Origin of the sequence: Micromonospora sp. NPDC049359 (assembly GCF_044466585.1) — a bacterium.
Lineage (GTDB): Bacteria > Actinomycetota > Actinomycetes > Mycobacteriales > Micromonosporaceae > Micromonospora.
The window spans coordinates 83,035-106,687 of sequence record NZ_JBITMW010000010.1; the positions used below are offsets into that span (position 1 = coordinate 83,035).

A 23,653-nucleotide genomic window follows, 5' to 3' on the forward strand; every position below is an offset into this window, starting at 1 on the left:
ACCGGAGAAGGCCCAGTGGTCGCGGTAGTTCGGTTCGGCGCGCAGCACGTCGACCTCCGGGTTGGTGATGAACGCCGCTGCGGCGTCGTGAAAGGAAGGCAGGTTTGGGTACCAGGTGGGGGGCTCCCTCCAAGTCGCCTCGGTGGCGCTGGCGGCCGGTTCTAGCTGGGCTCGGGCTTTAGAATTCGCGCGTGGGTCCTCCCTCCCAACTGGCCGCGGCAACCTCACAACGTCATCTGAGAAACGCGATACCCCGACGCTGGCTGCACGTGCAGGCGGTGGCGGCCAAAGCCAAGCAGCTTGCGCACCTGGTCGGGGACGATGCGGAGTTGCTGTCGGCGGCGGCGTGGCTGCATGACATCGGGTACGCCCCTGACGTCGCCGACACGGGCTTCCACGCATTGGACGGCGGGCGGTGGCTTCAGCGTCACGGCTTCGCAGGTCGCGTCGCTGCTCTGGTCGCCCATCACTCCTGCGCTGTTTACGAAGCAGAGGAGCGTGGTCTGCGGCAGGCTCTGGTTAGCGAGTTCCCGCGTGAGGAGTCAGCCACTTCGGATGCTCTCTGGTACGCGGACATGACGACTGGGCCGGACGGCCAGGATCTCAGCGTCGATGAGAGGCTGGCAGAGATCCGGCAGCGCTATGGGCCGGATGACGTGGTGACTCGGTTCTGGCAGAAGGCTGAGCCTATGCTCCTAGGCGCCATACGCAGGACTCAGCATCGCATTTCCGCTCATCCGATGTGACGGTCGCGGCGCTGACCGAAGGCGTGATCAAACTGATGTCAATCCTGCTGGGAAGGCCGTGTGCGTTTGGCTATAGCTCGGGCGACGATGGCGGCGGTACTGTCCGAAGTGGCAGTTACCAAGGTCGGCCCAGCCTGTAATCCGTAGGGAGCAATGATGCCGGAGTCCGCCTCGTCTTTCGCCGAACGGCTCCGCGCTTTGATCACGAATCGTGGGATCAGCTATCGCGCGTTGGCGCGCCAGACCTTCTACAGCAAGAGCTACCTGCATGACCTGGCTTGCGGTCGGAAGATGCCGGCCCTGAACACTGCTCAGCGCCTGGACACTGCCTTGGCGGCGGGCGGGACGCTGGTCGCGCTCGCTCCGGTCCCTGGTGTCGACGAGGAGCGCACGGCCAGCGGTGGGGCGCAATCTTTGCGGTGCGACGCGGAACGGCTCGCCGGACTGCTCGTAACGCAGACGCCCACGACCGAGAACGCTGCCGCGCTGGCCCATCAGTGGTTGATCACTGAGCCACCTCAGCGGTATGAGCTGAGCGCGGGCCGCCGGGTCGGGGACGAGACGGTGGCTCGGATCGAGGACCGGGTTCGTCAGCTCCGACGGCTGGACGACCACGTGGGTGGTGCCGAGACCTACGCGATGGTTTCTGCCGAGTTGGCCGCCACCGCCGACCTGCTTCGCGAGGGTAGCTATCGAGAAGCCGTGAGTCGGCGGCTGCTCGTCGTCATCGCCGATCTGTGTCAGTTGGCGGGATTCGTCGCCGAGGATTCTGGCCGGGTCGCTGAGGCTCGCCATTATTACCTGACCGGGATGCGCGCAGCACACACTGGCGGCGACGCTGCGAGTGCGGCCAACTGTCTCAGTAGCCTCTCCTACCTTGAGGCGAATCTTGGCGACCGACGCGAGGCGGCCACGTTGGCTCGATCGGCCTACGTGGGTGGCAAGCACGCGGCCGAGGCCACCGGCCAAGCTCTGCTGCTTGAGCGCGTTGCCTGGGCCCACGCCCGCATGGGCGAGGCAAGTCTCGCCGAGCGGGCCCTGGGCAACGTCGCGGAGATTTATCAGCACGTCGACCTGGGCGATGCGCCTCCCTGGGCGTACTGGCTGACCCAGGATGAGGTTCAGGTAATGGCGGGGCGTGTGTGGACTGAATTGCGCCGACCGCTCAGAGCGGTACCCATCTTGGAAGACGCCGTCCGTCGCTACGGCGACGACTCGCCCCGCGAGACCTCCTTGTATCTCGGTTGGCTCACCCAAGCGCTGCTGCAAGCCGGGGAGGTTGAGCAGGCCGTCGCCGTGGCCGGACGTTCCGCGACTCTCGCGCGCTCGGCGCGGTCGCAACGTGCCGTTGACCGTGTCGCCGAGCTGCGTCACATGATCGCCGCTGTCGAGGGCAGAACGAGCGCTGCTGACGAGTTCCTAGAGCTGTCCGCTGGCATGTCCGCCGATCCAGGCGGACACCTCGAAGGACAGTAGCGGACGCGATCCGTCTGGATCGCAATCAATGATCGTCACAGGCTGTCACCTATGCATCGCTGAGTGGTTGCCCGATCGGGCGCGGCGGCCAACTCCGTCATGTGCACGTCGCGCCCCGACCCGTGAGGTGGGGGAATGAGCGGCAGGCATCATGGGCAAGGCGACGAGACGGCGAGCAAGGGTGAACAGGCTGAGGCGGCCGAGCGGGAGGCTGCCAAGCAGCGCATCCTGGCTCAGGCCGAGGCCGAACGCGTGCCCGTGGACGACACGACCCGTGCGGTCCCCGACCGGCGGTGGCGGCGTGAGCAGCGATGACCTCCCCATCGGCCGACGCGTCGCCGGCTGGCGGGTGCGGCGGTCGATGACCCAGCAGATGCTGGCCGACCGCCTGCGCAGGTCGAAGAGCTGGGTCGACAAGATCGAACGCGGCGTTCGCCCCCTGGACCGGTACTCGGTCATCCAGGAACTCTCCCGCGTCCTGCGGGTCGACCCGGAGGTGCTGCTCGGCCAACCGCCCAGCACCCCGGCGAGCACCCCGGACGGCGTGGACGACATCCGGGCCGCGCTCGCCCGCTATGACACCCCGCCGACCTCACCACACCTGCACGAGCTGCGGCGTCAGGTCGGGCATGCCTGGTTGACGTACCAGCACGCGCACTACCCGCAGTTGGTGCGGGCGGTGCCGAGCCTGCTCGACGCCGCCCAGGGCGCGCGGTCGCCGGAGGTGCTGGTACAGGCGTACCGGATCACCGCGCTGCTGCTGATCAAACTCGGCGAGGCTGACCTCGCCTGGCTCGCCGCCGACCGGGCCATGGGCGCTGCCCAAGACGATCCAGTCCTCGCGGCGACGGCGGCGATCGCGGTGGCCCAGGCCCTACGCGCGTCGGGCCGGGACCGCCTGGCCCTGTCGGCGACCCTCGCAGCGGCCGACCGAACTCTGCCACCGACACTCCGCCCCGGTGATCAAGAGGTTTGCGGCACGTTTGGAGATCAAAGTCGACGCAAACCTCTTGATCACCGGGGACAGGGCGAGCACGCGGGGCCGGGCGACCGTCGTGGGTGGGCGGTGGGTGGGACCCTGCTGGTCCAGGCCGCCCTCGCGGCCGCCGGCTGCGGCGAGCACCGCCGGGCCACCGAGCTGATCGACCGGGCTGCGGGCACTGCCGCCAACCTCCGGGGGTACGACGAACCGCACTCCATCGGCTTCGGGACGGTCGCCGTGGAGATGGCGCGGGTGCTCGTCGCGGCGCAGCGGGGTGACGTCGACGGCGCACTGACACGGCATGTGAGCGTCGTTCGGCGGGAGGGGTGGCGGCGGTTGCCGGCCGAGTGTCGGGGTGCCTACCTGCTCGACGCCGCGCGGGTGTACCTGCATGCCGGTGACCTGCGTGGGGCGGCGCGGGCCCTGGTCGACGCGGACAGTGTCGCGCCGGCCGAGGTTCGGGGGCGGCCTCTGGCGCGTACTCTCATCGCTGAGGTTGCGCGTGCCAAGCCGGCGCCGGCGGGCGTGGCGCGGCTGGCGACGCTGGTTGGGCTTATTCGGCCGCCGGACGCCGACCGGCGGCCGCCACCCACCGCGCTCTCGTAGGCCGACGCTTGTGCTGGTCACCGATACGGATGCCTCACTGTGGAGCGGCCGCCCGTCACGCGGCGGTGAGACAACGCCAAGCCCAAAGACCTTCAGCGGTGCGCACTCTGCTGAGACTGCCTCTTCGACGTGCTCCACATCCTCGTCATCAACGATGCCAACGCGGATGGCACAGTCACCCGATCCGGCTCAGCGCGTCTCGCTGTGGGTCGTGCTGAGCCTCGCGCAGGCCAGCACGGTCAGGGCGGCTCCGAGCAGCAGCGCCGCGACGGCGACGGCGGTCTCAACGTCGGGCCCGGTCTCGACCGCCACGGACACACTGACGCCCGGCTGGTGGAAGGCGTCGCTGCCGCGCGGCTCCGGCCGACTCCGCAAGGCATCGTCCACCGCGAGCCAGGCCACCGCGGCCAGCAGCGTGGCACCTATTACGGCGATCGGGCCGGTGCCATGGCGCCGGACCGCGCGGCTCACGACCCAGGCATACCCCCCGAGCACGAGCAACACCGCCACGGCCACATTGGTGAACGAGCCGAGCAGGGCGGTCAGCCCCGACGGGAGGAGGGCGACGAATGCCAGGGTGACCAGCGTGAGCACGCCCACGGCCGGCGCGGCCCGGCCGATCCGGCGTAGCCGATCCCGCGGCAGCCGCCCGACAGCGATGCCGAAGCAGGCGCAGGCCAGGATCAGACAACTTGCCACGGCCAGCTGTCGCAGGAACTGCGTCCGCTGCCGTACCGGGTCGGTCACCAGCGCGATCAGCTCGCTCGCGCTCGGCGGAGCGTCGGCGAATGACGAGGCCGCCCATCCCCACATCTGCACGACGCCCGCGAGGGTGAGGAGAAGCAGGCCACCCTGCAGCAGCAGACGTGTCGACCGAGGCACCGCGGGACCGGTCACCGCGGGGTGGACGGCAAGAACGCTCAGCACGACGACGACGCCGGCCCCGGTCGCCCAGGGGGATCCGAACAGCGCGCCCACGACGGCGAGCAGCGCGGCCCCGACGAGCAGCAGAAGCTGCTTCGCTGAAGGCATCCGCACAGGTTATACAGGCGGATCCCAGACGTGGCGCCCGCGGCTGGAACCGAGTCGATTTTCCGGAATGCCGGCACGCTGGCGTGTGGCAGGAACGGGCGGCACGCCAGTGGCCCGGAACGTTGTCGACCCGGGCCACGGGCGTGCTCTCTGGTGTCGTCGCCGCCTGGCTTACGCCCAGACGACGGATCCGGACTGCGGCCGCCGAGGCGGCGGCACTGTCACCACCAGGTTGCGGTGCAGCCGCCCTTTGCTGCGGCGTTGCCCTCGCACAGCTTGACCTCAACGGAGGTGTTCGCCTCTACCGTCACGTACTCTGCGCTCCCCCGGGGAACGCCCGACGGCGGGATGTAGCGCACCCCGGAGGGTGTGCGTACGGCGAGGACGGCGGAGTAGAACGGACTGCTCGTGTTGGTGACTACCTTGGCCTTGAGGGTCCACCGGCCGTCCGGAAGCTGGTACTTCGTCACGTAGGCATTAGCGCCGGCCCGTGCGGTGGCGACCGTCTTGGTCCCCGTGTAGACGGGGGCGCCCGGTCCGAAGCCGGTCAGGTAGTAGCTGTTGGCGACGTTCCAGTGGCTGGCCAAGTAGGTGCCGGCCGCCGGGGCGTAGTTGAAGTAGTCGTCATTGTTGCAGTCGATGATGTCGCCGACCGCGCTCGGGCACTCGTTCTTCAGGCCTCCCGACGGCAGCCCGCCGTCGTCGTAGCAGAGGATGTCCTGGTCGTCCCAGCAGTGACCGAACGCGGTGGCATGCGGTGCGCTCGCCTGGACCGCGCCCATCGCGTGCAGCAGTTCGTGCCCGGCGTTGTTCCAGGCCCAGCAGCCCTCGTCGATCATCGCCCAGCCGGGCCCGGAGTTGTAGGGACTGCCCGAGCTCGGGCTGTCGCTGCCACCGGCGTCGTTCCAGCCCAACCCGCACTCGTGGGTGCCCTGGTAGAACGTGAGGTAGATCCGGTCAGTCCGGTTGTAGCCGCGAGCCTTCATCGCGGCGGCCACCTTCTCGGGGTTGTTGATCTCGCTGGCCGGCACCTCGACATACGCGACAATCGGGTTGCAGGCAACAGAATGGACGAAAATGACGTGGCGCACACCGCCGCCGCGCTGTGCGGCCTCCAGATATGCCGCGTCGATCTTCGTCGCCCAATCCTGGATTTTCGGATCCATCTCGGGATAGCGGTTGGTGCCGCCGGTCGGGCGGACGTACACGAGTTGGACCCGGCGCCCGCTGACACCATCGCCGACACACACCACTGTGGACGCGGCGTTTGCCGGATTGGCTGGCAGAACCACGACCGGTGTCGCAAGTGCGGCGATCAACCCAATCGCCACCGCTGACCGGCGGAGCCGGCCCCATTTCTCCTTCAGCACAAAGCCTCCCTACATCACTCGCGCTGGCCTGCCCAACGCGATCGGAGCCCCGCAGTTTCCAGACCAGGAACAGCGGTAAGGACTGCGGGTTGGTCATGCTCTGATCCGGCCCGTAGCGTGCCGTTTTCTTCGGTGACGGTCGATGCTCAGGCGGTGGGGTCATCAAGGGCGGATGGACCGGCTACGGCGGTTGGCAGGTGCGGTAATCCGGCCGCGTGGTCAGTCAGTGTGTGCAGCCAACTGCCCTCCGGTGCCAACCTCCGAAAACACGTCCTGAGTCGCGGTAGAACCGCGCGCGTGGTGCTCCCGAGCACCACGCCGCGTAAGTGTTCTGGCGGTAAGCCTGGCCGGCGACGGGTGATGCGGGGAAGGGTCTGAGCTGTCCGGAACAGTCCCGAACACGTCGCCTCGACGACTACCTGCGGCCATGAGCGTCCATCGCCGATGCCATCAGTGTGTACGGGGAGTGACTGAGCGGCAGGGCGCTGATCGCGCCATCGGTAGTTCGTGTGTTGACGCGGTCGGAGATCTGCTGAAGTTCCACGGTCATCTCCATGCCGTGATCAAGAACTGTTGGGAATCCTGCCGCGAAGTCCGGCGTATGTTTCCTATGAATCGGGCGACGATGGCGGCGTTACTGTCCAAAGTGGCAGTTCCCAAGGTCGGCCTTGCCCGTGCAGCCTCGCCGGGAGCAGCGTCGAGCGTGGGCGGTGGGTGGAACGTTGGTGGTCCAGGCCGCCCTCGCTGCCGCGGGCTGCGGCGAGCACCGCCGCGCCGCCGAGCTGATCGACCGGGCCGTCGGCGTTGCCGCCGACCTCAGGGGGTACGACGACCTGCATGGCACCAGCTTCGGGCCGGTCACCGTGGAGATGGCGCGGGTGCTCCTCGCGGCGCAGCGGGGTGACACCGACGGCGCACTGGCCCGGCATGTGACGGTCGTTCGACGGGAGGTGTGGCGGCGGCTGCCGGCCGAGTATCAGGGCGCCTACCTGCGCGGGGCGGCGCTGGCGTTGGTCGACGCGGACAGTGTCGCGCCGGCTGAGGTTCGGGGGCGGTTCTGGTGTGTACTCGCATCGCTGATCTTGCCCGTACGAAGCCGGCACCGCCCGGCCTGGCACGACTGGCGACGCTCCTCGGCCTCACTCGCTAACGATGGAGCCGAGGTTGGTGAAGATCAACTCTGCCGACGAGGCAGCGGGTCCAGCCGGGAAGGACAATCTGAAGTTTGCCCGCCAGCCGCGATTGGTGTGGCGGAGTGTGGCGTTCCATCTACGCGGTAGGCTGCGTCCGTGACTGACCGGCACTCGCTGTTTCTCCGCAGGCTCGCGGTGGAGAATTTTCGCAGCCTGCGGGCGGTCGAGGTTCACCTCGCTCCGCTGAACGTCCTAGTCGGACCCAACGGAGCGGGCAAGTCGAACTTGCTCGACGTGATCGCGTTCCTCGGCGACGCTACTCGGGGCGATCTGGAACCTGCTCTCGCGAAGCGTGGGGGTTTCGCACGGCTTCATTTCCGCGGGGACCCCGACGCCAACAGCCCGGTCCGAATCGAGGTGGAGACGACCAGCGGACCCACGGGTGAAGGGGCCAACGCCTACGCGCTCTCCTTCACCTCCGTCCGGTCACCCGTTGACCCCCGTCGCTCGACCATCCGACGGAAGGAAGACTTCTGGCTGACCGAGGGAACGGGGGAGGCTCGGCACATCAGTATTACCGGAGGACGTATCCAGTTCCATGGTGCCGACGCGGACAGCGTGAACGTTCGGGAGGAGTCGCTAGGCCTGTCCCTGCTGCCTCGGCTCAGCCCCGAGCGTGGCGGCGAGCGGGTGGAAGCTCTCGCCGACCTATTTGCCAGTTTCCGCGTTTTCGATGTAGATGTCGCAGCCGCGCGTCAACCAGCGCAGGAGGAAATCAGCGACCGGCTGTCCGACGATGCGAGCAATCTCGCCGCGTTCTTGTTCTACCTCGCCCGGAACCACCCCGACCGCTTTGCCGAGCTACACCGTGACGTGCGCGCCTTCATCCCCGGCGTGGAGAGCCTGGAGTTCACACCCATTGGCGGGGCCGGTAGCGGAGTCGTGCTCAATTTGGTTGAGGCGGGGCTACGTGGGTCCACCCGGTTGCGGGAGGCGTCCTTCGGCTCGATTCGTGCTCTGGCACTCCTGGCGCTGCTGTATGACCCGGCGCCACCGCAGCTCACTTGCATTGAGGAAATCGACCACGGACTGCACCCGCACATCCTGGACCGCATAGTGGAGTTGCTGCGACAAGCCTCTGACCAGACGCAGTTTCTAATCGCCACGCACTCACCGGCGCTGGTCAACCGGCTCAAGCCAGATGAGCTCATCGTCTGCGAGCGGGGCGAGGACTCCTCGTCCCACATCCCGGCCATCGACCCCGACACCGTTCGAGCGATGGAGCGGGAACTGCGGGGTGAGATTGGTTTGGGCGAGCTATGGTTCTCCGGCGCGCTCGGTGGGGGCCTGGAATGAAGCAGCGACCGCGTCCGGTTGTCGTCGTACTCGGTGAGGATGACAACGACCGGCAGGCGATCCGCATCCTCGTGGCCGCACTCCGTCGCGACATCGGGCGGGGTGGTCTGAAGCCGCTGCGAGTTCCTCCTGCGCTGGTGCGCAATGTACCGCCGGACCGGCTACCAAGACATGCTGAAAAGGTCCGGGGCGTGCTCAAGGCCTTCGCGGTCTCGACGCCCATCCGCGCTGTCCTCATGCACGAGGACGCCGACGAGGTCGAGCCGGCCCATGAGGCGGTCGGCCGAAAGATCGAGCAAACTTTTCGCTCGCTGCCCTGGCCGGTGTATCCGGTCGTGCCAGCGTGGGAGATCGAGACCTGGTGGTTCCTCTTCCCCGAAGCGGTCCGTCAGGTCTGCGCAGGGTGGCGGCCACTCTCGTCGTACGAGGGCAGGGACGTCGGCCAGATCCGCGACGCCAAGCAGGAGTTGACACGTGCGCTCACCCCGGCGGGCGCGAGGAAGTCGACATTCCGTACCTACTGCGAGGCAGATAGCGTGCAGATCGCCGATCGGATCGTTGCTCTCGGACAGCTCGCACCACCCTGGTTCGCCCGCAGCAAGAGCTGGCTCGCCTTCCTCGACGTTGTTGACTCCCTGTAGGCGAGTCTGTTATCCGACATAGCGTCGCGCTCATTCAAGGACGCCCCTAGTGTGCCGTGGGACTGGGGCCACGCGATGAGTAGAGGTGACGGATGACGGAGTCGACCGAGATGGTTGATGAGGAGTTGGCTGACCACGAGATCGCGACGGAGGAGCCGGACTCCTCGGGCCACTCAAGCGGCGTCGAGGAAGAAAACATCGTCGACGGCGAGGACCACGACTCCGACCACTTCATCCGGGCTCCGTTCGATCCCGAGCTGATCGACGTAATAACCAAGAACACAACGGTGGACCTCCTGCTGTCCCGCATCCGCACTCACCGGGTCGACCTGCAACCCGACTTCCAGCGCCAAGCTGGAATCTGGCGAAGCAAACAGAAGAGCCGCCTCATCGAATCGCTGTTGCTGCGGATTCCCCTGCCGACCTTCTACGCGGCGGAGAATGATGACGAGGTCTGGGCAATGGTCGACGGCATTCAGCGGCTTACGACGATCGCCGAGTTCATCGAGCCCGAGGCGATCGGTGCCGAACCTCTGCGCCTGCGTGACCTGGAATACCTCGGCCACGACTACGACCAGGCGACGTTCGCCGACCTGCCCGACCGGCTCCAGGAGCGGCTGCGGGAGACCGAGCTGATCGTTCATGTCATTCGCCGGGACACTCCCGAGGAAGTCAAGTTCAACATCTTCGCTCGGCTCAATACCGGTGGACTACCGCTGACGCGTCAGGAACTGCGACACGCCCTGATGCCGGGTGCTGGGCGCGACATCCTCCGACAGTGGGCGGACTCCGAGTTGTTCAAGGAGGCGACCGGCTACGGCGTGCGCAGCGACCGGATGGCTGATCGGGAGATGATCCTACGGTTCCTCGCGTTCCGGCTAACGGATCCATTCACCTACAGCGAGGACGATTTCGACGCTTTCCTGCGTAAGTCCATGCGAACGCTCGATCGGCTGGGCCCGACAGAGGTTCAGGTGCTGCGGGAAGAGTTCGATAAGGCCTTGAATGCTGCGTATGATATCTTCGGTGGCTGGGCCTTCCGTAAGGTCGATCGCAAGGGCGGTAGCCGGCGATTCCCCATCAATAAGGCGTTGTTCGAGGCCATCGCGGTCAACCTCGCCACCCTTGGTGATCCGGAGATCGCCGTCCTTGTCAAGCGCTACCGGCGGGTCGAAAAGCAATTCCTCAGCCTCATGTCGGACGTCGACTTCATGTCGGCTATCTCGCAGGGCACGGGTGATCCGGCGAAAGTTCGGCGCAGATTCTCCGCTATTGATGAGATGTTCCGGACAGCCGGCGCGTAGTCGAGTAGGGCGTTACCCGATGACGGACGCACGCCTACGCGGGTCGTCCGTGGGGTTTATGGTCGAAGGGCTCACCCTGGTCGGTTAACCAATCAGCACGCGCGCTAGGCGCGCAGTTGGTTCGGGTGTCGCGCCGGGTGAGGTTCGGGGGCGGCCTCTGGCGCATACTCTCATCGCCGAGGTTGCCCGTGCCATGCCGGCGCCGGCCGGCGTGGCGCGGCTGGCGACGCTGGTGGGGCTTATTCGGCGACGGACGCGCGGCGGCGCACGTCGTCGGTGGGGTTGATGGTGCGGACCGGGTTCGGCGTTGGGCCGCGTCGCCGCCACTCGCGGGGGTAGCCGAGCGACACCTCCTCGAAGCGGACGCCGTCGTAGAAGGTCGTGCGGGGGATACGCAGGTGCCCGTAGGTCATCGTGAACGCGCCGACGCTCGCGCGACCAGGCGAGCGTGGCATCGTGTCCAAGGGTGTGCTTGATTGTTGTTGATCGATCGGCGTGCCGCTGCCGGTAGCAGGAGGACCGCCCCGTTCCTCACCGTAGGACTCCGGCAGTGCACCTGGTGGTGACGGTCTGGAGGGCGTCGAGGTCGTGGCGCAGGTGCGCCACGCGGGCTTCGGCCTCGGCGACCAGCGAGTCGGAGACCCGCGCCCAGTCCTGCGCCGACGGCTTCTCGGGTAAAGCCTGGAAGATGGTGGCGATCTCCCGAACTGTCAGCCCGACCCGCTGAGCGAGTCGGGCGAACCGGATGCGACAGGCCGCGTTCTCGTCGAACCGGCGCTGGTTTCCAGTGGTTCGGCGCGCTTGGATCAGACCTTGTTCTTCGTAGAAGCGCACCGCCGACGGAGCGACGTGGCTCGCGTGTGCAACGTCTTTGACGGTGAACACGAAAGATGTCGGGGCCTGCGGACTGACGGTCATGTCCCCAACATGCTGCAACACCCTCTTGACTTCAACAGTCCTTGAACCCCCAGCATCAGCCGTATGCAGATCCCAGGAAGCAGTGATGCCCCGATGCAGGCCGACGCCAACCAGGTGGCCGCGTACTGGACGCGGTTGGCGTACGAATCCATCGTCCGGTTCACCCGGGACGAGCAGGCCAAGCGCGGCTTCACGCAGCCGCAGTTCTGGATCCTGCGCCACCTGTCTCCTCACGACCTCGCGCCTCATGACGGCGCAACCAGGACCATTTCCCAACTTCAGCAAGCCATGACCGAGTACATCCGCCCCGACGACGACCTCGCGAGCGAAGCCGAGGTGCTCGTCAGCCGAGGATGGGTCCACGCGGATGACGACGGCAACCTACGACTCACCGACGCCGGCGAGGCAGCTCGACTGCAGATGGGGCAGTCAGCTCCCGAGATCCGTTCGCTGATCCATCGAGGTATCGATGACGCGGACTACGTCGCGGCGCTGACGGTGCTGCAGAAACTCATCGCCAACACCACCCCGGTGCCAGAGGCGGAAGCCTGAGACTTGCGTGAGAAGTACTCGGGCCTGCCCTGGCCATCGCGCCGGCTGAGGTTCGGGGGCGGCCTCTGGCGCGTACCCTCATCGCCGATGTCGCCCGTGCCAAGCCGGCGCCGGCCGGCGTGGCGCGGCTGGCGACGCTGGTGGGGCTTACCCGGTGACGGATTCGCGGCGGCGTACGTCGTCGGCGGGGTTGATGGTGCGGACCGGGTTCGGGACCGGGCCGCGTCGCCGCCACTCGCGGGGGTAGCCGAGCGACACCTCCTCGAAGCGCACGCCGTCGTAGAAGGTCGTGCGGGGGATGTGCAGGTGCCCGTAGACCATCGTGGACGCGCCGAAGCGCAGGTGCCAGTCGCGGGTGCGGACGGTGCCGCACCACTGGGCGAACTCCGGGAACCACAGGATGTCGGTGGGTTCGCGCACCAGCGGGTAGTGGTTGACCAGCACGGTCGGCAGGTCCGGGTCGCGGTCGGTGAGCCGGCGCTCGGTCTCGGTGACGCGGGCGTCGCACCAGGCCTCGCGGCTCGGGTACGGGTCGGGGTGCAGCAGCGCCTCGTCCGTGCAAACCACGCCGGCCGCGTACGCGATGTCCAGCGACTCCTGTTTGGTGCTCGCCTGGGGCACCCGGAACGTGTAGTCGTAGAGCACGAAGAGCGGGGCGATGGTGGCGGGGCCGCCCTCGCCGTCCCAGACCGGATACGGGTCCTCGGGCGTGACGACGCCCAGGCGGCGGCACATCGCCACCAGCTCGCGGTAGCGGGTCTCGCCGCGCAGATGCTGGGGGTCGCCGGGCGGCGTCCACAGCTCGTGGTTGCCCGGTGCCCAGACGACCTTCGCGAAGCGGCTACTCAGCAGCTCGAGCGCCCACTCGATGTCGGCGAACCGGTCGGCCACGTCGCCGGCGACGAGCAGCCAGTCGCCGGGGTGGTCCGGGCGCAGGTCTTCGACGAAGGCGCGGTTCTCCGCGTAGCTGATGTGCAGGTCGCTGACGGCCCGCAGCCGGGGGGAAGCGCTCACGCCTTGAGGCTAGGCGGCGGTGGCCCGATCGGCACACTCCGATCCGCTCGTGTTCTCCTCCGCTCGCCGTGGGCTACCACGGGACGTGCCGGCTGGCCGGCATATCCGGTGACCCGGCGGGAAAGCGCGGGGCGTCCGAGAGCCCGAAACCGGAGCAGGAGACGAAACATGCCTTTCATCACCGTGGGGACGGAAAACTCCGCACCCATCGACCTGTACTACGAGGACCACGGTTCCGGTAAGCCGGTGGTGCTGATCCACGGCTTCCCGTTCAACGGGGCAACGTGGGAGAAGGAGACCAGGGCGCTGCTGAACGCCGGATACCGGACGATCACCTACGACCGTCGCGGTTACGGAAACTCGGCGCAGCCGGCGTTCGGGTACGACTACAACACGTTCGCGGCGGATCTCGACGTGCTGATGACCGAGCTGGACCTCAGCGACGTCACCCTCGTGGGGCACTCGATGGGCACCGGCGAGGTGATTCGCTACCTTGGCAACTACGGCTCTCGACGGGTGAGCCGGGCCGTGGTGCTCAGCCCGCTGCAACCGATGCTGGCCAAGGCGGACGACAACCCCGAGGGCGTCGACCGCAAGCTCTTCAAGGGCTTCCAGGACGCCATCATCAAGGACCGCTTCGCCTACCTGACGTCCTTCTGCGACGCGTTCTTCAACCCGGACCAGAACATGGGCAAGCGGGTCAGCGAAGAGGCGTACCGGGCGCACTGGCAGATCGGTGCGATGGCCTCCGGCAAGGCCACCCACGACAGTGTGGACTCCTGGCAGGAGGACTTCCGCCAGGACCTGCCGAAGATCGACATTCCGGTGTTGATCGTGCAGGGTGACCAGGACCGGGTGCTGCCGTACCCGGTGACCGGTCAGCGGCTCGGCCCGATGATGCCGACCGGCACGCTCGTCACGCTCAAGGGCGCGCCGCACGGTATCCCGTGGACGCACGCCGACGAGGTCAACAAGGCGATCATGGACTTCATGAAGCAGCCCGCGAAGGCGCGCGCCTGACCCGTACCGGTAGCCGATCGGACGCCAGCGCCGTAACGGCGCTGCGGCACCCGGCCCCAGGGTTTCGCACCGGGGCCGGGTGTCGGCGTCGGTCACGCCCGGATCAGCGTCACCAGCCCCGCCGCCACCAGCACGCCGGCCCAGAGTCGGTCGACGTTGAACCACGCCTTGCGGAGCACCCCCACCCCGAGCACCTCGTAGACCAGCACCGCCACGACCAGGGCGGTGCCGAACATCGCCACGGTGTGCACGCCCGCGGCGGCCAACCCCGGCAGCGCGCCCATCGGCGCGGCGGCCAGGTGCCCGGAATGGCCCCCGGACACCGGCTCGGCCACCAGCACCGGCAGCAGCATCAGCCCCGCGCCGTGCGCCGACGACATGAGGAACGACCAGCCGGCGAGCTGTGCCGCCGACAGGCGCATGCCCGCCCAGCGGAAGTGCCGCTCGGAGAGCAGCCGCCACAGTCCGAAGCCGACCAGCAGCACCCCGCCGACCACCGTCAGGACGGTGCTCGCCGTCACCGAGCGGGTCGCCGTGACCAGGGCGGCGACGATCCCCACCGAGGCCAGGTGCCCGGCCGCGATCGGTGGCAGGGCCCCCAGCAGCGCCGAACGGCTGCGCTCCTGAAGGCCCCGCGCCACCGCGAACAGCCAGCCCATCGCCGGGTTCAGGCCGTGGAACGCGCCGAGCGCGGCGAGCGTCACCAGGGTGGCGACGGTCACGGGAAACAGTACGAGTCGGAGGACGCGTCCCCGCCCTGTAGGCGCGTCTGGTGCACGCGCAGCCCCCGGAACTCGTCCCCGTGCGGAAAGAACCGCTCGTCCGGGGCGAGCCCGCCGGCTTCGACGTCCACGTCGAGCTTGGCGAGCCACGCGCCCACCCCGTCGGGGTAGAACTGGTCGTCCCACGCGCCGTAGAGGGAGTTGCTGACGTAGACCCGCCGGCCGTCCCGGCTGACCTCCACCATCTGCGGGCCGCCCGCGAGGGCCTCGTCCGGGGCGGACGGGTGGGCGGTACGACGGACGATGCCGCCCAGGTGCACCGAGCCGGTCTGCACCGGGTGCAGCGGGTCGCTGACGTCGTACTGGCGTAGCTCGCCGGTGCCCCAGCACGACACGTAGAGGAACCGGTCGTCGACGGACAGGTCGATGTCGGTCACCAGTGGCGGCACCGCGCCGAACGGCTTGAGCAGGTCGGGCAGGTCCGCCGGGTCGGCCGGCTCGGCCGGGATGTCGATCACCTTGGTGACCGCCCAGGCGTCCCCGTCGCGGTGCCACAGCCACACCGAGGCGGACAGGTCCTCGACGCTGATCACCACCCCCACGAACCCGTACGACTTCGTCGGATCGTGCGCCGGGCGCAGCTCCAGCGGCATCTGGTACTGATCGCCCAGGTCGACCCGCTGCACGTGCCGGCGCTTGGCGAGATCCCAGAAGTGGATGGCGTGACCGTAGCGGCGGCCCAGCAGCAGCTCCCCGATGATGCCGTCCTCGATCATCGACGGGGTGCCCCACTCGCTGGTGACCAGCACGTCCTGGTTGAGGTGCCACCACACGTCGTACGCGAGGAACTGCGGCCCCCGGTCGGCCTCCCACGCCCCGCGTACCTCGAAGGTGGTGTGGTCGAGGATCGCGACGCCACCCGGACCCTCCGCGCCGTCCGCGCCGCCGAGCGCGGACAGGTAGATGCCGTCCGGGCCACAGTGCACCGTGTGCGGCCGGGAGTAGCCGGCCCGTTTCGCCAGCTCCTCCGGGCCGATCACCTTGACCACCTGCGGCTGGCGGGGATCGGGTTGGGTGTCGATCACGTGGATACGCGAGGAGCGCAGGCCCGGCACGATCAGGTAGCGCCGCTCCACGTGCGGATGCGGGGCGGTCGGGCAGAGCGCGCTGCTGCACGCGTTCCAGCCGAAGTGGTGCAGCTCGTCGCCGAGGTGCGGCAGGTCGGTCCAGCCGACGACCCGGCCGTAGTCGGGGGAGTCCGGGTCCGTGTCGAGCACCACGATGGCGTCCGGGCGGCTCGCCGTACGGTCGAAGGCCGCCACGTAGGCGAGCTTCTCGGCCGGCGCGGTGGCCGCCTCGCGGGGTGACGGGTAGAAGGTGGGGTCGGGCGTCCAGCGGGTCATCGCATCTCCGCTTCGTAAGCTGGTGGGCCTCAGGTGGTGGGAACGCCGAGCCGGTCGAGCAGGAGACGGCGCAGCGCGCCGAAGCCCGGGTCGTCCGGCGTGCGGGTGGGGGCCAGGTCGACGAGCAGGTCCGCGGCGATGCGTCCCTCGTCGAGGAGCAGGATCCGATCGGCGAGCAGCAGCGCCTCCTCCACGTCGTGGGTGACCAGCAGGGCGGCGAAGCCGTGTTCGGCGCGCAGCCGGCGCAGCAGCACCTGCATCCGCAGCCGGGTGAGCGCGTCGAGAGCGCCGAACGGCTCGTCGAGCAGCAGCAGGTCCGGTTCGCGGACCAGTGCCCGGGCGACGGCGACCCGCTGTGCCTGCCCGCCGGACAGCTCGGCCGGCCAGGCCCGGTGCCGCTCGGCCAACCCGACCTCGGTCAACGCCCGCTCGATGCGGCCGGCGGTGTCCGGGCCGGTCAGGCCGAGCCCGACGTTGGCCGCCACCCGCTTCCAGGGCAGGAGCCGGTGCTCCTGAAAGACCACGGCGGCGGTGCCGTGCACGGCGGTCTCACCGGTCGCCTCACCGTCCAGGCCGGCGAGGATGCGCAGGAGAGTGCTCTTGCCCGAACCGCTGCCGCCGAGCAGGGCCACGACCTCGCCCCGGGCGATGCGCAGGTCGACCCCGGCCAGCACGACCGTCGGCCCGAAGGACCGGCGGATCGCAGTCGCGGTCAGCACCGGGGTCGCGCCGATCAGGTGGCTCGCAGTCCGCGTCGCCATGTCAACATCCTCCTCTCCGCCACGCGTAGGGCAAGGTCGGATATCAGCCCGAGCAGCGCGTAGACGAGCAGGCCGAGGAGCACCACGTCGGTCTGGCTGAACTCGCGGGCCTCCATCATCAGGAAGCCGATGCCGGTCTGGGCGTTGACCTGTTCGCCGACCACGAGGCTGAGCCAGGCCGCGCCGATCGCGAGGCGCAGGCCGAGAAAGAGCGACGGCAGCGCCCCGGGCAGCACCACGTGACGCAGCCGGGCGGCCGGCCCGAGCCCGCAGGCCCGCGCCGCCTCCACCAGCCGCTCGTCGATGTCCCGAATGCCGGCGTACGTGTTGAAGTAGACGGGGAAGAACGCGCCGAGCGCCACCAGGCTGATCTTCAGCGACTCGCCGATGCCGACCCAGATGATCAGCAGAGGCACCAGGCCCAGGTGCGGCAACATGCGGGCCATCTGCACCGGCGGGTCGACGAGATCGTCGCCGAGGCGCAACAACCCGGCCACCGTGCCCAGGAGGAGCGCCAGCACGCCGCCGATGAGCAGCCCCGCGCCGGCCCGGGTGAGGGAGTCCACCAGGTGCACGGCGAGCGTGCCGTCGCGGGACAGTCGCCAGCCGGTCGCGAGGATGTCGCTGGGAGCGGGCAGCTTCTCCGGCGCCAGCACGCCGGTCCGGGCCGCCAGCTCCCAGCCCAGCACCAGCGCGACCGGGCTGAGCAGCCGCCGCCACCGCCGGGTCCGCCGGGGGCGCGCTTCGGGCGTCGCCTCGGCCGCCACCTCCGGCGGCGTCTCCAGCAGAGGGGTACGACTCACTGGAACACCGCGCTGAACCGGTCGTCCACCCGGCTCCTGATGTCGACCGGTCCCGGGATGAGGTCCAGCGCGATGAAGCTGTCGGTGATCGCCTGAAGTTCGTCGCCGATGGCCGGGCTGACCGGGGCGAGCGGCCTGGCGCTGCGGGCCAGGGCGCGGCTGGTCACGTCCTCCGGAATCTTCAACTCCGGCGCGAGGGTGCGGGCCCGCTCCTGCGGGTTGGCGATGCCCCAGTCGGTCACCTCGCGGTACTTCGCAAGGAACGCCCGGACGTCGTCCGTGCGCCTGGTGACCGCATCCGGGGCGGCCAGCACGTACTCGCGGTTGCTGGCCAGGCCGGTCGCGTCGGCGAGCACCCGTACGCCCGGCTGCTCGGCCAGGGCGAAGTACGGGTCCCAGATCACCCACGCGTCGACCTGCCCGCTGTCGAAGGCGGGCCGTCCCTCGGCCGGCTTGAGGTACTTCACGTTGATGTCGCGCAGCGTCATCCTGTTGGCCTCCAGCAGCCGGACCAGCAGCCAGTGCACGTTGGAGCCCTTGTTGAGGGCGACCGTCCGGCCCTTGAGGTCGGCGAAGCTGCGGTAGCCGCTGTCGGCCTTGACCAGCACGGCCTCACCCTGCGGGATCGGCGCGGAGGTGCCGATGATGGAGAACGGGATCTTGCCGGCGGCGGCGAAGACCGGCGGGGCCTCGCCCACCTGTCCGATGTCGATCGACCCGGCCTTGAGCGCCTCGGTGAGCGCCGGCCCGCTCTCGAACAGCGACCACTCGACGTCGGCGGCCGCGCCGCGCGCCTTGACCAGGCTGAGCCCGCCGAAGCGCTGGTAGCCGATCCGCAGCTTGCCCCCGTCGTCACCGGCGTCGGCGGACCCGCCGCAGGCGCTCACGCCGCCCGCAGCGAGCAGGACGAGGGCGGTGAACGCCGCTGTGAGCAGGGGACGAACAGGTGAGGGGGTACGCATGGCGGCTCCTTGACATGAGCGGATGAGCCGGGCCGCGTCGACCGGCGTGGGCGGTAGCCTACTAACCCGATAGGTTTTATGGGTAGGCTGTCGGCGGGTTCGTCCCACCCCTCAGGAGCGCCGCGCGCACACACGGAAAGAGTCCCGATGACCCTCACCTTCCACTGGTTCCTGCCCACCAACGGCGACAGCCGGGACGTCGTCGGCGGTGGACACGGCGTACCCACCGGCACGGCCGGGGGCGCCCGCCCGCCGAGCGTGGCCTACCTGGGTCAGATCGCCCGCACCGCCGAGCAACTCGGCTTCGTCGGCGCGCTCACCCCGACCGGCGCGTGGTGCGAGGACGCCTGGCTCAGCACCGCGATGCTCACCGAGGTCACCGAACGCCTCAAGTTCCTGGTGGCGTTCCGGCCCGGCCTGACCTCACCCACCCTGGCCGCGCAGATGGCCTCCACCTTCCAGCGGCTGTCCCGGGGCCGACTGCTGCTCAACGTGGTCACCGGCGGCGAGTCGACCGAGCAGCGGGCGTACGGCGACTTCCTGGACAAGGACGCCCGGTACGCGCGCACGGACGAGTTCCTGCACGTCGTCCGCGCGCTGTGGCGGGGGGAGACCGTCGACCACGCGGGCGACCACCTGCGTGTCGAGCAGGCGCGACTGCACCGGCTGCCCGACCCCACGCCGCCGGTCTACTTCGGTGGCTCGTCCGCCGCCGCCCTGCCCGTGGCCGTGCGGAACAGCGACGTCTACCTCACCTGGGGCGAGCCGCCGGCCCAGGTCGCCGACAAAATCGACCGGGTACGGGCCCTGGCCGCCCAGGCCGGTCGGGAGCTGCGCTTCGGCATCCGGCTGCACGTCATCGCCCGCGACACCGCCGACGAGGCGTGGGCACAGGCCCGCCGGCTGCTCAACGGCATCGCCGAGGCCGACATCAAGGCGGTGCAGGAAGGGCTGCGTCGCAGCGAGTCGGAGGGGCAGCGCCGGATGCTCGACCTGCACGGCGGCTCTCGCGACAGCCTCGAGGTCGCACCCAACCTGTGGGCCGGCGTCGGCCTGGTACGCGGTGGGGCCGGCACCGCCCTGGTGGGCAGCCACCGCGAGATCGCCGACCGGATCGCCGAGTACCACGCTCTCGGCATCGACGAGTTCATCCTCTCCGGCTACCCCCACCTGGAGGAGGCGTACTGGTTCGGCGAGGGGGTGCTACCGATCCTGCGCCAGCGCGGCCTGTGGCAACACCCCGACGCCCAGCCCTCGGTGGCGGATCAGGTCGACGTCCCCTTCGCCGGCACGACGACACCCCGCCCGACGCCGGAGCCCGCGATCGTTGGTCGTTGAGTAGGCGGCGCGCCAGCGCCCAGCGACGCCCCGCTGCCTACCTCCCGTTTCGTCCGTGCCGGTAGTCTCGCCGCGTGAATCCGAAGGTGATCGAGGGCCGGTTGACCGAGACGCAGGCCGGCTCGGGTGTGGAACGGCGCGCTTTCGGTGAGTTCGTCGGGCCCCACGGCGAACTCGCCTCGTACGCGTTCGGCTGGACGACCAACTCCGAGCAGCACGTCGCCCGGCTGACGGTAGGGATCGGGGCCGGAAACCCCGGCGGCGCCAGCTTCCACGCGATCATCTTCGACAGCGAGAACAGCTACGCCTGCTCGCTCGTCGACGAGCCGTTCGAGCGAGTCCCCGAGGGCGGCCCGGACCTCACCGCGACCGCGGCCCGCGCACACGACGATCTGCCGTTCATCTGGTGGGTGGTGGACCTCGTCATGGAGCGTGACCGGCGCGCGCGGTGGATGAAACACTGGCTGCTGGAGACCAACAGCATCCAGACCAGCGAGGTTTTCGAGCAGAAAGAGCCGATCCTGTACGTCAGCCACGACGCCGACGACGGACTCTGGCAACTCATCGGCGCGAGCGACGCCGACCCCGCGACGGGCAAGCTCAGCCACCTTCACCACGCCGTGGAACATGACCTCACGCTGCTCGACGTCCTCGACCTCGGCCCCGGCGAGAGCGCCTACCGAACCGGGCCGGACGCGCCCTGGACCGCCGGGCCTTCCTGAGACGAGCCGGGCGACATTACCAAGGCGGAGCACGAAGCGCCTATGCACGTTGGGCTATGCACCACGCGTGATCAGCGGCATGTCCGTGCGTCTTGGTGCGGCTAAGCTCTCTCTGTCCTCGCCCACGGTGCGGTGGCTCCGGATGACCCGCGCCCTTGATGCGCCAGGAGAGGGTGGCAGCCCGTTCGAGCCGGGCCGAGTCCGGGGGCGCCTCGCCGTTCGCGGGGCGTCCCAAGCCCTAGCCTGGGCGGACAGCGGCGTGTCCGCATTGCCGCAGCGCAAGCTGTCTGCGGCAGAAGGGTGCCGCTGGGCGCGACGTGGTAGGGACCAGCAGCCCCGTCGGGGCTGTGACCAACAGTTGGCATGATGGGGCTCGTGACCGAGCCGGTGTTTCGATACCACCCTGATCCCTTGGCCACGGGCTCGGCGATGCAGATTGAGCACGAATGCAGCGTCTGCGGTCAACTTCGGCAAGTTCGCTACCGGGGACCGATCTGCGGCGGACAACCCGAGACTCTTTGCCTGCACTGCATCTACTCCGGGGAGGCTTCCAGGGCACTCGGCGTCGTTGCCGTCGCCACTGATGGCAGCGACATCCTGGACATGCCTGCCGAGTTCAGCGACGCGGTCGACGTGCCTGATGACGTGCCGCACCACGTCATCGAGGAGATCACTCGCCGGACCCCTGGCTTCACCGGATGGCAGCAAGAGTCATGGCTATACCACTGCGGCGATGGCGCGGCCTTTCTCGGCCCGGCTGGCTACCGCGATGTCGAACCGCATCCGGACGCCGTGAACATGCTTCGGGCAAGCCACCGGCAACTGGGCTGGTCACCCGAGGAAACCGAAGAGTTCCTGCACCGGCTCGATAGCAACGGTGAGCCCACCGCGTATCTGTTCCAGTGCCTGCATTGCGGGACTCACCTCGCGTCCTGGGATATCGGCTGACCGCGGCTTATCGCCGAGACGCAGACCCACTCTCTTCGGCACGTCCGGATGCCGCACCCGGGCGTCATCTGGCTGCGCTCCGTGACGCGCAGGGCGCAGCAGAAGCGTGTATGACCTCTGCCGGCTCACCGTCGAGGCAGGGAGCTACTGGATGATCGACAAGAGAGTCGTCGGGCGGTCGTGTACATGGTGGAATTCCGTATGCGGATGAGCGAGGTGCTGACAGAACTCGTCAGCCGGGACGCGCGCGGCGAGGAAATTATCACGGGAAGAGAGGACATCGAACGATGGACGGCGTGGACCCGGCTCGACTACGACGCCTTCCTGGATGGTCTGGCCATGGAACTGGCCACCCGCTATGACCAGGGCCGATTGCCGTTTGGGACGTGCGACGAGATTGTCAACTGGTTTTATGGTCACCACACGGCCACCTTCGACACCGCGCCACCCGAGGTGTTTCTTGACGTGTTCGAGGCCTTCGACGAAGGCGAGTATTACCACGGCGGCGATGCTTCGGAGGATCCGGAGAAGGCCTACACCCGCCCGATGATCAAACAAGTACTGGCACGTGGCGATACACGAAAGTTCAGCTCAGCACCGAACAGTGACGCCTCCCATGCCGCACCGGATCATCGCGCATGATCTCCTACCCGCTGCTCGGCAGAAGCGGGCTCCGCGACGCGATGCGGCGCAGCGTCAGCCGCCCGTTGCGTCCCAGACCACGACGCGCACGACGAACGCCTTGTCCGCGCGGCTGTCGTTGGTGATGGTGGCGAACCCGAGGCGTCCCTCCGAGGTGCGGAAGCACCAGTCGGCGCCGGGCGTGAACAAGGCCCGCGCCGAGCCGGTGGCGGATGCGACGCACCCCGCGTACGCCTGGCCGGGGTTGCCGCCGGAGTACTGGTACACGCTCGGCGCGTTGGCGACCTGGATGTTGTCCGAACGCAGATCGCCCCAATCGTGGTAGAGGTCGAGCCCGTCCGTGGCCCCGTCGGAGTGGTGCGGCACGACCGGCTGATCCCGCTTGTCGACGTCGACGGCGGCCTCCCGGGGCAGCACCACGGTCTGCTCGACGAGGGTGCGGGGCGCGTCGGGGTCCGTCGTACCCCCGGGGGTCGGGGTGGTCTGGCCGGCGGGCGGCGCGGCCGTGCTGGCGCTCGGCGTCGCGGCCGCCGTCGGCCCTCCGGCGGCGGGCGGTGACGTCGACGAGGAGCCGGCGGTGGGTGGCGGCGTCGACGAATCGCGGAGCTGGCTCGCCAGGACACCGCCGAGCAGCAGGCAACCCAGTGCCAGCAACGCGATCGCGACGCGGGTCCGCCGCCGCCAGAGCCAGAACGCCCCGAGCACCAGGACCGCCGTCAGGGTGAGCGCGAACAACAGTACGTCCTGTTTGAGCCAGCTCTCCACCGCGGTCACCACGCCGAGGACGTTCGCCGCCACGCCGATCACGGCGAGGGTCCTGATCCGGCGGTCGTCGCTGTTGCCGCCGGCCGGTGCGGGGGGCGGGGACTCACCCAACGGTTACCTCCACTGTGGATAGCCGTGCCGGAGCGGACTGTACCGCCCCCGTCATGATCCCATCAGCGCGCTCGTCGGCGGACCGCCTTGCGGCGCGGATCGAGTCAACTGTCCGACGTCCCAGCGTGATCTCTCATCCCGGGCACACTGTTGCCGCCGCCGGTGACGATCCTCTACGGTCTGCTGAAGCGGTGGGCGGTGCGGTCCGCATCCGACCGACACCGCCGGGTGCCCGTCGTGCGGGCCGGGATGGTGGAGTCCCGGGCCACCCCGTCGACGGTCGTCACGGCGGTCGTGTGATCCCAGCTCGTACCCCGGGTGGTGCT

General features: G+C 68.9%; 25 protein-coding genes and 1 pseudogene. 15 read left to right on the plus strand and 11 right to left on the minus strand.

What is annotated here, in order from left to right; translation table 11 throughout:
- The first annotated feature begins 191 nt into the window (after nt 1–191).
- The 4 genes from ACIBTX_RS22515 to ACIBTX_RS22530 all read left to right on the plus strand — a co-directional run bounded on the left by ACIBTX_RS22515 (nt 192) and on the right by ACIBTX_RS22530 (nt 3,810).
- Nucleotides 192–746: an HDIG domain-containing metalloprotein gene (locus ACIBTX_RS22515; protein WP_357117600.1), complete on the plus strand. Its 555-nt coding sequence runs from the start codon at nt 192–194 to the stop codon at nt 744–746.
- Nucleotides 747–902: 156 nt separating this feature from the next.
- The gene (locus ACIBTX_RS22520; RefSeq protein WP_363660421.1) at nt 903–2,222 is read left to right on the plus strand and encodes a helix-turn-helix transcriptional regulator; all 1,320 of its coding nucleotides are present in this window, start codon (nt 903–905) and stop codon (nt 2,220–2,222) included.
- A gap of 135 nt (nt 2,223–2,357) precedes the next feature.
- Entirely contained in the window at nt 2,358–2,537 is a 180-nt protein-coding gene (locus ACIBTX_RS22525; RefSeq protein WP_357117606.1) for a hypothetical protein, read from the plus strand.
- On the plus strand, nt 2,524–3,810 hold the full coding sequence (locus tag ACIBTX_RS22530; RefSeq protein WP_357394728.1) for a helix-turn-helix domain-containing protein: 1,287 nt from the start codon (nt 2,524–2,526) through the stop codon (nt 3,808–3,810). The genes ACIBTX_RS22525 and ACIBTX_RS22530 overlap by 14 nt, the downstream gene beginning before the upstream one ends.
- A 189-nt stretch (nt 3,811–3,999) precedes the next feature.
- Here the strand turns inward: ACIBTX_RS22530 and ACIBTX_RS22535 are convergent, their stop codons facing one another.
- Nucleotides 4,000–4,842: a hypothetical protein gene (locus ACIBTX_RS22535; protein WP_357169530.1), complete on the minus strand. Its 843-nt coding sequence runs from the start codon at nt 4,840–4,842 to the stop codon at nt 4,000–4,002.
- Between the two features lie 221 nt (nt 4,843–5,063).
- On the minus strand, nt 5,064–6,212 hold the full coding sequence (locus ACIBTX_RS22540; RefSeq protein ID WP_396832947.1) for a hypothetical protein: 1,149 nt from the start codon (nt 6,210–6,212) through the stop codon (nt 5,064–5,066).
- 725 nt (nt 6,213–6,937) lie between these two features.
- Here ACIBTX_RS22540 and ACIBTX_RS22545 point away from each other — a divergent pair.
- The 4 genes from ACIBTX_RS22545 to ACIBTX_RS22560 all read left to right on the plus strand — a co-directional run bounded on the left by ACIBTX_RS22545 (nt 6,938) and on the right by ACIBTX_RS22560 (nt 10,646).
- Nucleotides 6,938–7,492 carry a hypothetical protein gene (locus tag ACIBTX_RS22545; RefSeq protein WP_396832948.1) on the plus strand — a complete coding sequence of 185 codons (555 nt, stop codon included), beginning with the start codon at nt 6,938–6,940 and terminating at the stop codon, nt 7,490–7,492.
- A gap of 9 nt (nt 7,493–7,501) precedes the next feature.
- On the plus strand, nt 7,502–8,701 hold the full coding sequence (locus ACIBTX_RS22550; RefSeq protein WP_357117621.1) for an AAA family ATPase: 1,200 nt from the start codon (nt 7,502–7,504) through the stop codon (nt 8,699–8,701).
- Nucleotides 8,698–9,342, plus strand: a complete 645-nt coding sequence (locus tag ACIBTX_RS22555) for a hypothetical protein (RefSeq protein ID WP_357117625.1) — start codon at nt 8,698–8,700, stop codon at nt 9,340–9,342. Before ACIBTX_RS22550 ends, ACIBTX_RS22555 begins: the two co-directional genes overlap by 4 nt.
- Before the next feature lie 92 nt (nt 9,343–9,434).
- Nucleotides 9,435–10,646 carry a DUF262 domain-containing protein gene (locus ACIBTX_RS22560; RefSeq protein ID WP_357117628.1) on the plus strand — a complete coding sequence of 404 codons (1,212 nt, stop codon included), beginning with the start codon at nt 9,435–9,437 and terminating at the stop codon, nt 10,644–10,646.
- Nucleotides 10,647–10,885: 239 nt separating this feature from the next.
- On the opposite strand, the pseudogene ACIBTX_RS22565 reads toward ACIBTX_RS22560, so the two are convergent.
- Nucleotides 10,886–11,068, minus strand: a pseudogene (locus ACIBTX_RS22565) (metallophosphoesterase); the annotation flags it as partial.
- A 109-nt stretch (nt 11,069–11,177) separates the two neighbouring features.
- The gene (locus ACIBTX_RS22570) at nt 11,178–11,564 is read right to left on the minus strand and encodes a MerR family transcriptional regulator (protein ID WP_357117631.1); all 387 of its coding nucleotides are present in this window, start codon (nt 11,562–11,564) and stop codon (nt 11,178–11,180) included.
- Between the two features lie 63 nt (nt 11,565–11,627).
- Between ACIBTX_RS22570 and ACIBTX_RS22575 the strand changes: the two genes are divergently transcribed.
- Nucleotides 11,628–12,116, plus strand: a complete 489-nt coding sequence (locus tag ACIBTX_RS22575; protein WP_357117633.1) for a MarR family transcriptional regulator — start codon at nt 11,628–11,630, stop codon at nt 12,114–12,116.
- Nucleotides 12,117–12,263: 147 nt separating this feature from the next.
- Here ACIBTX_RS22575 and ACIBTX_RS22580 read toward each other — a convergent pair whose 3' ends face one another.
- Nucleotides 12,264–13,130 (minus strand): metallophosphoesterase, encoded by an 867-nt coding sequence (locus tag ACIBTX_RS22580; RefSeq protein WP_357117636.1) that lies wholly within the window; start codon nt 13,128–13,130, stop codon nt 12,264–12,266.
- A 168-nt stretch (nt 13,131–13,298) separates the two neighbouring features.
- On the opposite strand from ACIBTX_RS22580, the gene ACIBTX_RS22585 reads away from it, so the two are divergent.
- Nucleotides 13,299–14,150, plus strand: coding sequence for an alpha/beta fold hydrolase (locus ACIBTX_RS22585; RefSeq protein WP_396832950.1), 852 nt, complete (start codon nt 13,299–13,301; stop codon nt 14,148–14,150).
- 92 nt (nt 14,151–14,242) lie between these two features.
- On the opposite strand, the gene ACIBTX_RS22590 is transcribed toward ACIBTX_RS22585, so the two are convergent.
- From ACIBTX_RS22590 to ACIBTX_RS22610, 5 genes are read right to left on the minus strand one after another with little or no spacing between them, the layout of a single operon-like run.
- Entirely contained in the window at nt 14,243–14,872 is a 630-nt protein-coding gene (locus tag ACIBTX_RS22590; protein ID WP_396832951.1) for a hypothetical protein, read from the minus strand.
- Complete coding sequence (locus ACIBTX_RS22595; RefSeq protein WP_396832952.1) at nt 14,869–16,275, minus strand: selenium-binding family protein; 1,407 nt, start codon at nt 16,273–16,275, stop codon at nt 14,869–14,871. The genes ACIBTX_RS22590 and ACIBTX_RS22595 overlap by 4 nt, the downstream gene beginning before the upstream one ends.
- 29 nt (nt 16,276–16,304) lie before the next feature.
- Nucleotides 16,305–17,036, minus strand: coding sequence for an ABC transporter ATP-binding protein (locus ACIBTX_RS22600; RefSeq protein ID WP_396832953.1), 732 nt, complete (start codon nt 17,034–17,036; stop codon nt 16,305–16,307).
- A complete protein-coding gene (locus ACIBTX_RS22605; RefSeq protein ID WP_357117652.1) occupies nt 17,009–17,839 on the minus strand; it encodes an ABC transporter permease in 831 nt (276 codons plus the stop codon). The genes ACIBTX_RS22600 and ACIBTX_RS22605 overlap by 28 nt, the downstream gene beginning before the upstream one ends.
- Nucleotides 17,836–18,801, minus strand: coding sequence for an aliphatic sulfonate ABC transporter substrate-binding protein (locus tag ACIBTX_RS22610; RefSeq protein ID WP_396832954.1), 966 nt, complete (start codon nt 18,799–18,801; stop codon nt 17,836–17,838). Before ACIBTX_RS22610 ends, ACIBTX_RS22605 begins: the two co-directional genes overlap by 4 nt.
- A gap of 147 nt (nt 18,802–18,948) precedes the next feature.
- Here ACIBTX_RS22610 and ACIBTX_RS22615 point away from each other — a divergent pair, with 147 nt between their 5' ends.
- The 4 genes from ACIBTX_RS22615 to ACIBTX_RS22630 all read left to right on the plus strand — a co-directional run bounded on the left by ACIBTX_RS22615 (nt 18,949) and on the right by ACIBTX_RS22630 (nt 22,451).
- Nucleotides 18,949–20,139 carry an LLM class flavin-dependent oxidoreductase gene (locus tag ACIBTX_RS22615; protein WP_396832955.1) on the plus strand — a complete coding sequence of 397 codons (1,191 nt, stop codon included), beginning with the start codon at nt 18,949–18,951 and terminating at the stop codon, nt 20,137–20,139.
- A gap of 74 nt (nt 20,140–20,213) precedes the next feature.
- Nucleotides 20,214–20,861 carry a hypothetical protein gene (locus ACIBTX_RS22620; RefSeq protein ID WP_396832956.1) on the plus strand — a complete coding sequence of 216 codons (648 nt, stop codon included), beginning with the start codon at nt 20,214–20,216 and terminating at the stop codon, nt 20,859–20,861.
- Nucleotides 20,862–21,236: 375 nt separating this feature from the next.
- The gene (locus ACIBTX_RS22625; protein WP_396832957.1) at nt 21,237–21,809 is read left to right on the plus strand and encodes a CbrC family protein; all 573 of its coding nucleotides are present in this window, start codon (nt 21,237–21,239) and stop codon (nt 21,807–21,809) included.
- A gap of 207 nt (nt 21,810–22,016) precedes the next feature.
- Nucleotides 22,017–22,451, plus strand: a complete 435-nt coding sequence (locus ACIBTX_RS22630; protein ID WP_396832958.1) for a hypothetical protein — start codon at nt 22,017–22,019, stop codon at nt 22,449–22,451.
- A 54-nt stretch (nt 22,452–22,505) separates the two neighbouring features.
- Here ACIBTX_RS22630 and ACIBTX_RS22635 read toward each other — a convergent pair whose 3' ends face one another.
- Nucleotides 22,506–23,327: a hypothetical protein gene (locus ACIBTX_RS22635; RefSeq protein ID WP_357117669.1), complete on the minus strand. Its 822-nt coding sequence runs from the start codon at nt 23,325–23,327 to the stop codon at nt 22,506–22,508.
- Between the two features lie 162 nt (nt 23,328–23,489).
- Between ACIBTX_RS22635 and ACIBTX_RS22640 the strand changes: the two genes are divergently transcribed.
- The gene (locus ACIBTX_RS22640) at nt 23,490–23,627 is read left to right on the plus strand and encodes a hypothetical protein (protein ID WP_357117672.1); all 138 of its coding nucleotides are present in this window, start codon (nt 23,490–23,492) and stop codon (nt 23,625–23,627) included.
- Nucleotides 23,628–23,653: the final 26 nt, after the last annotated feature.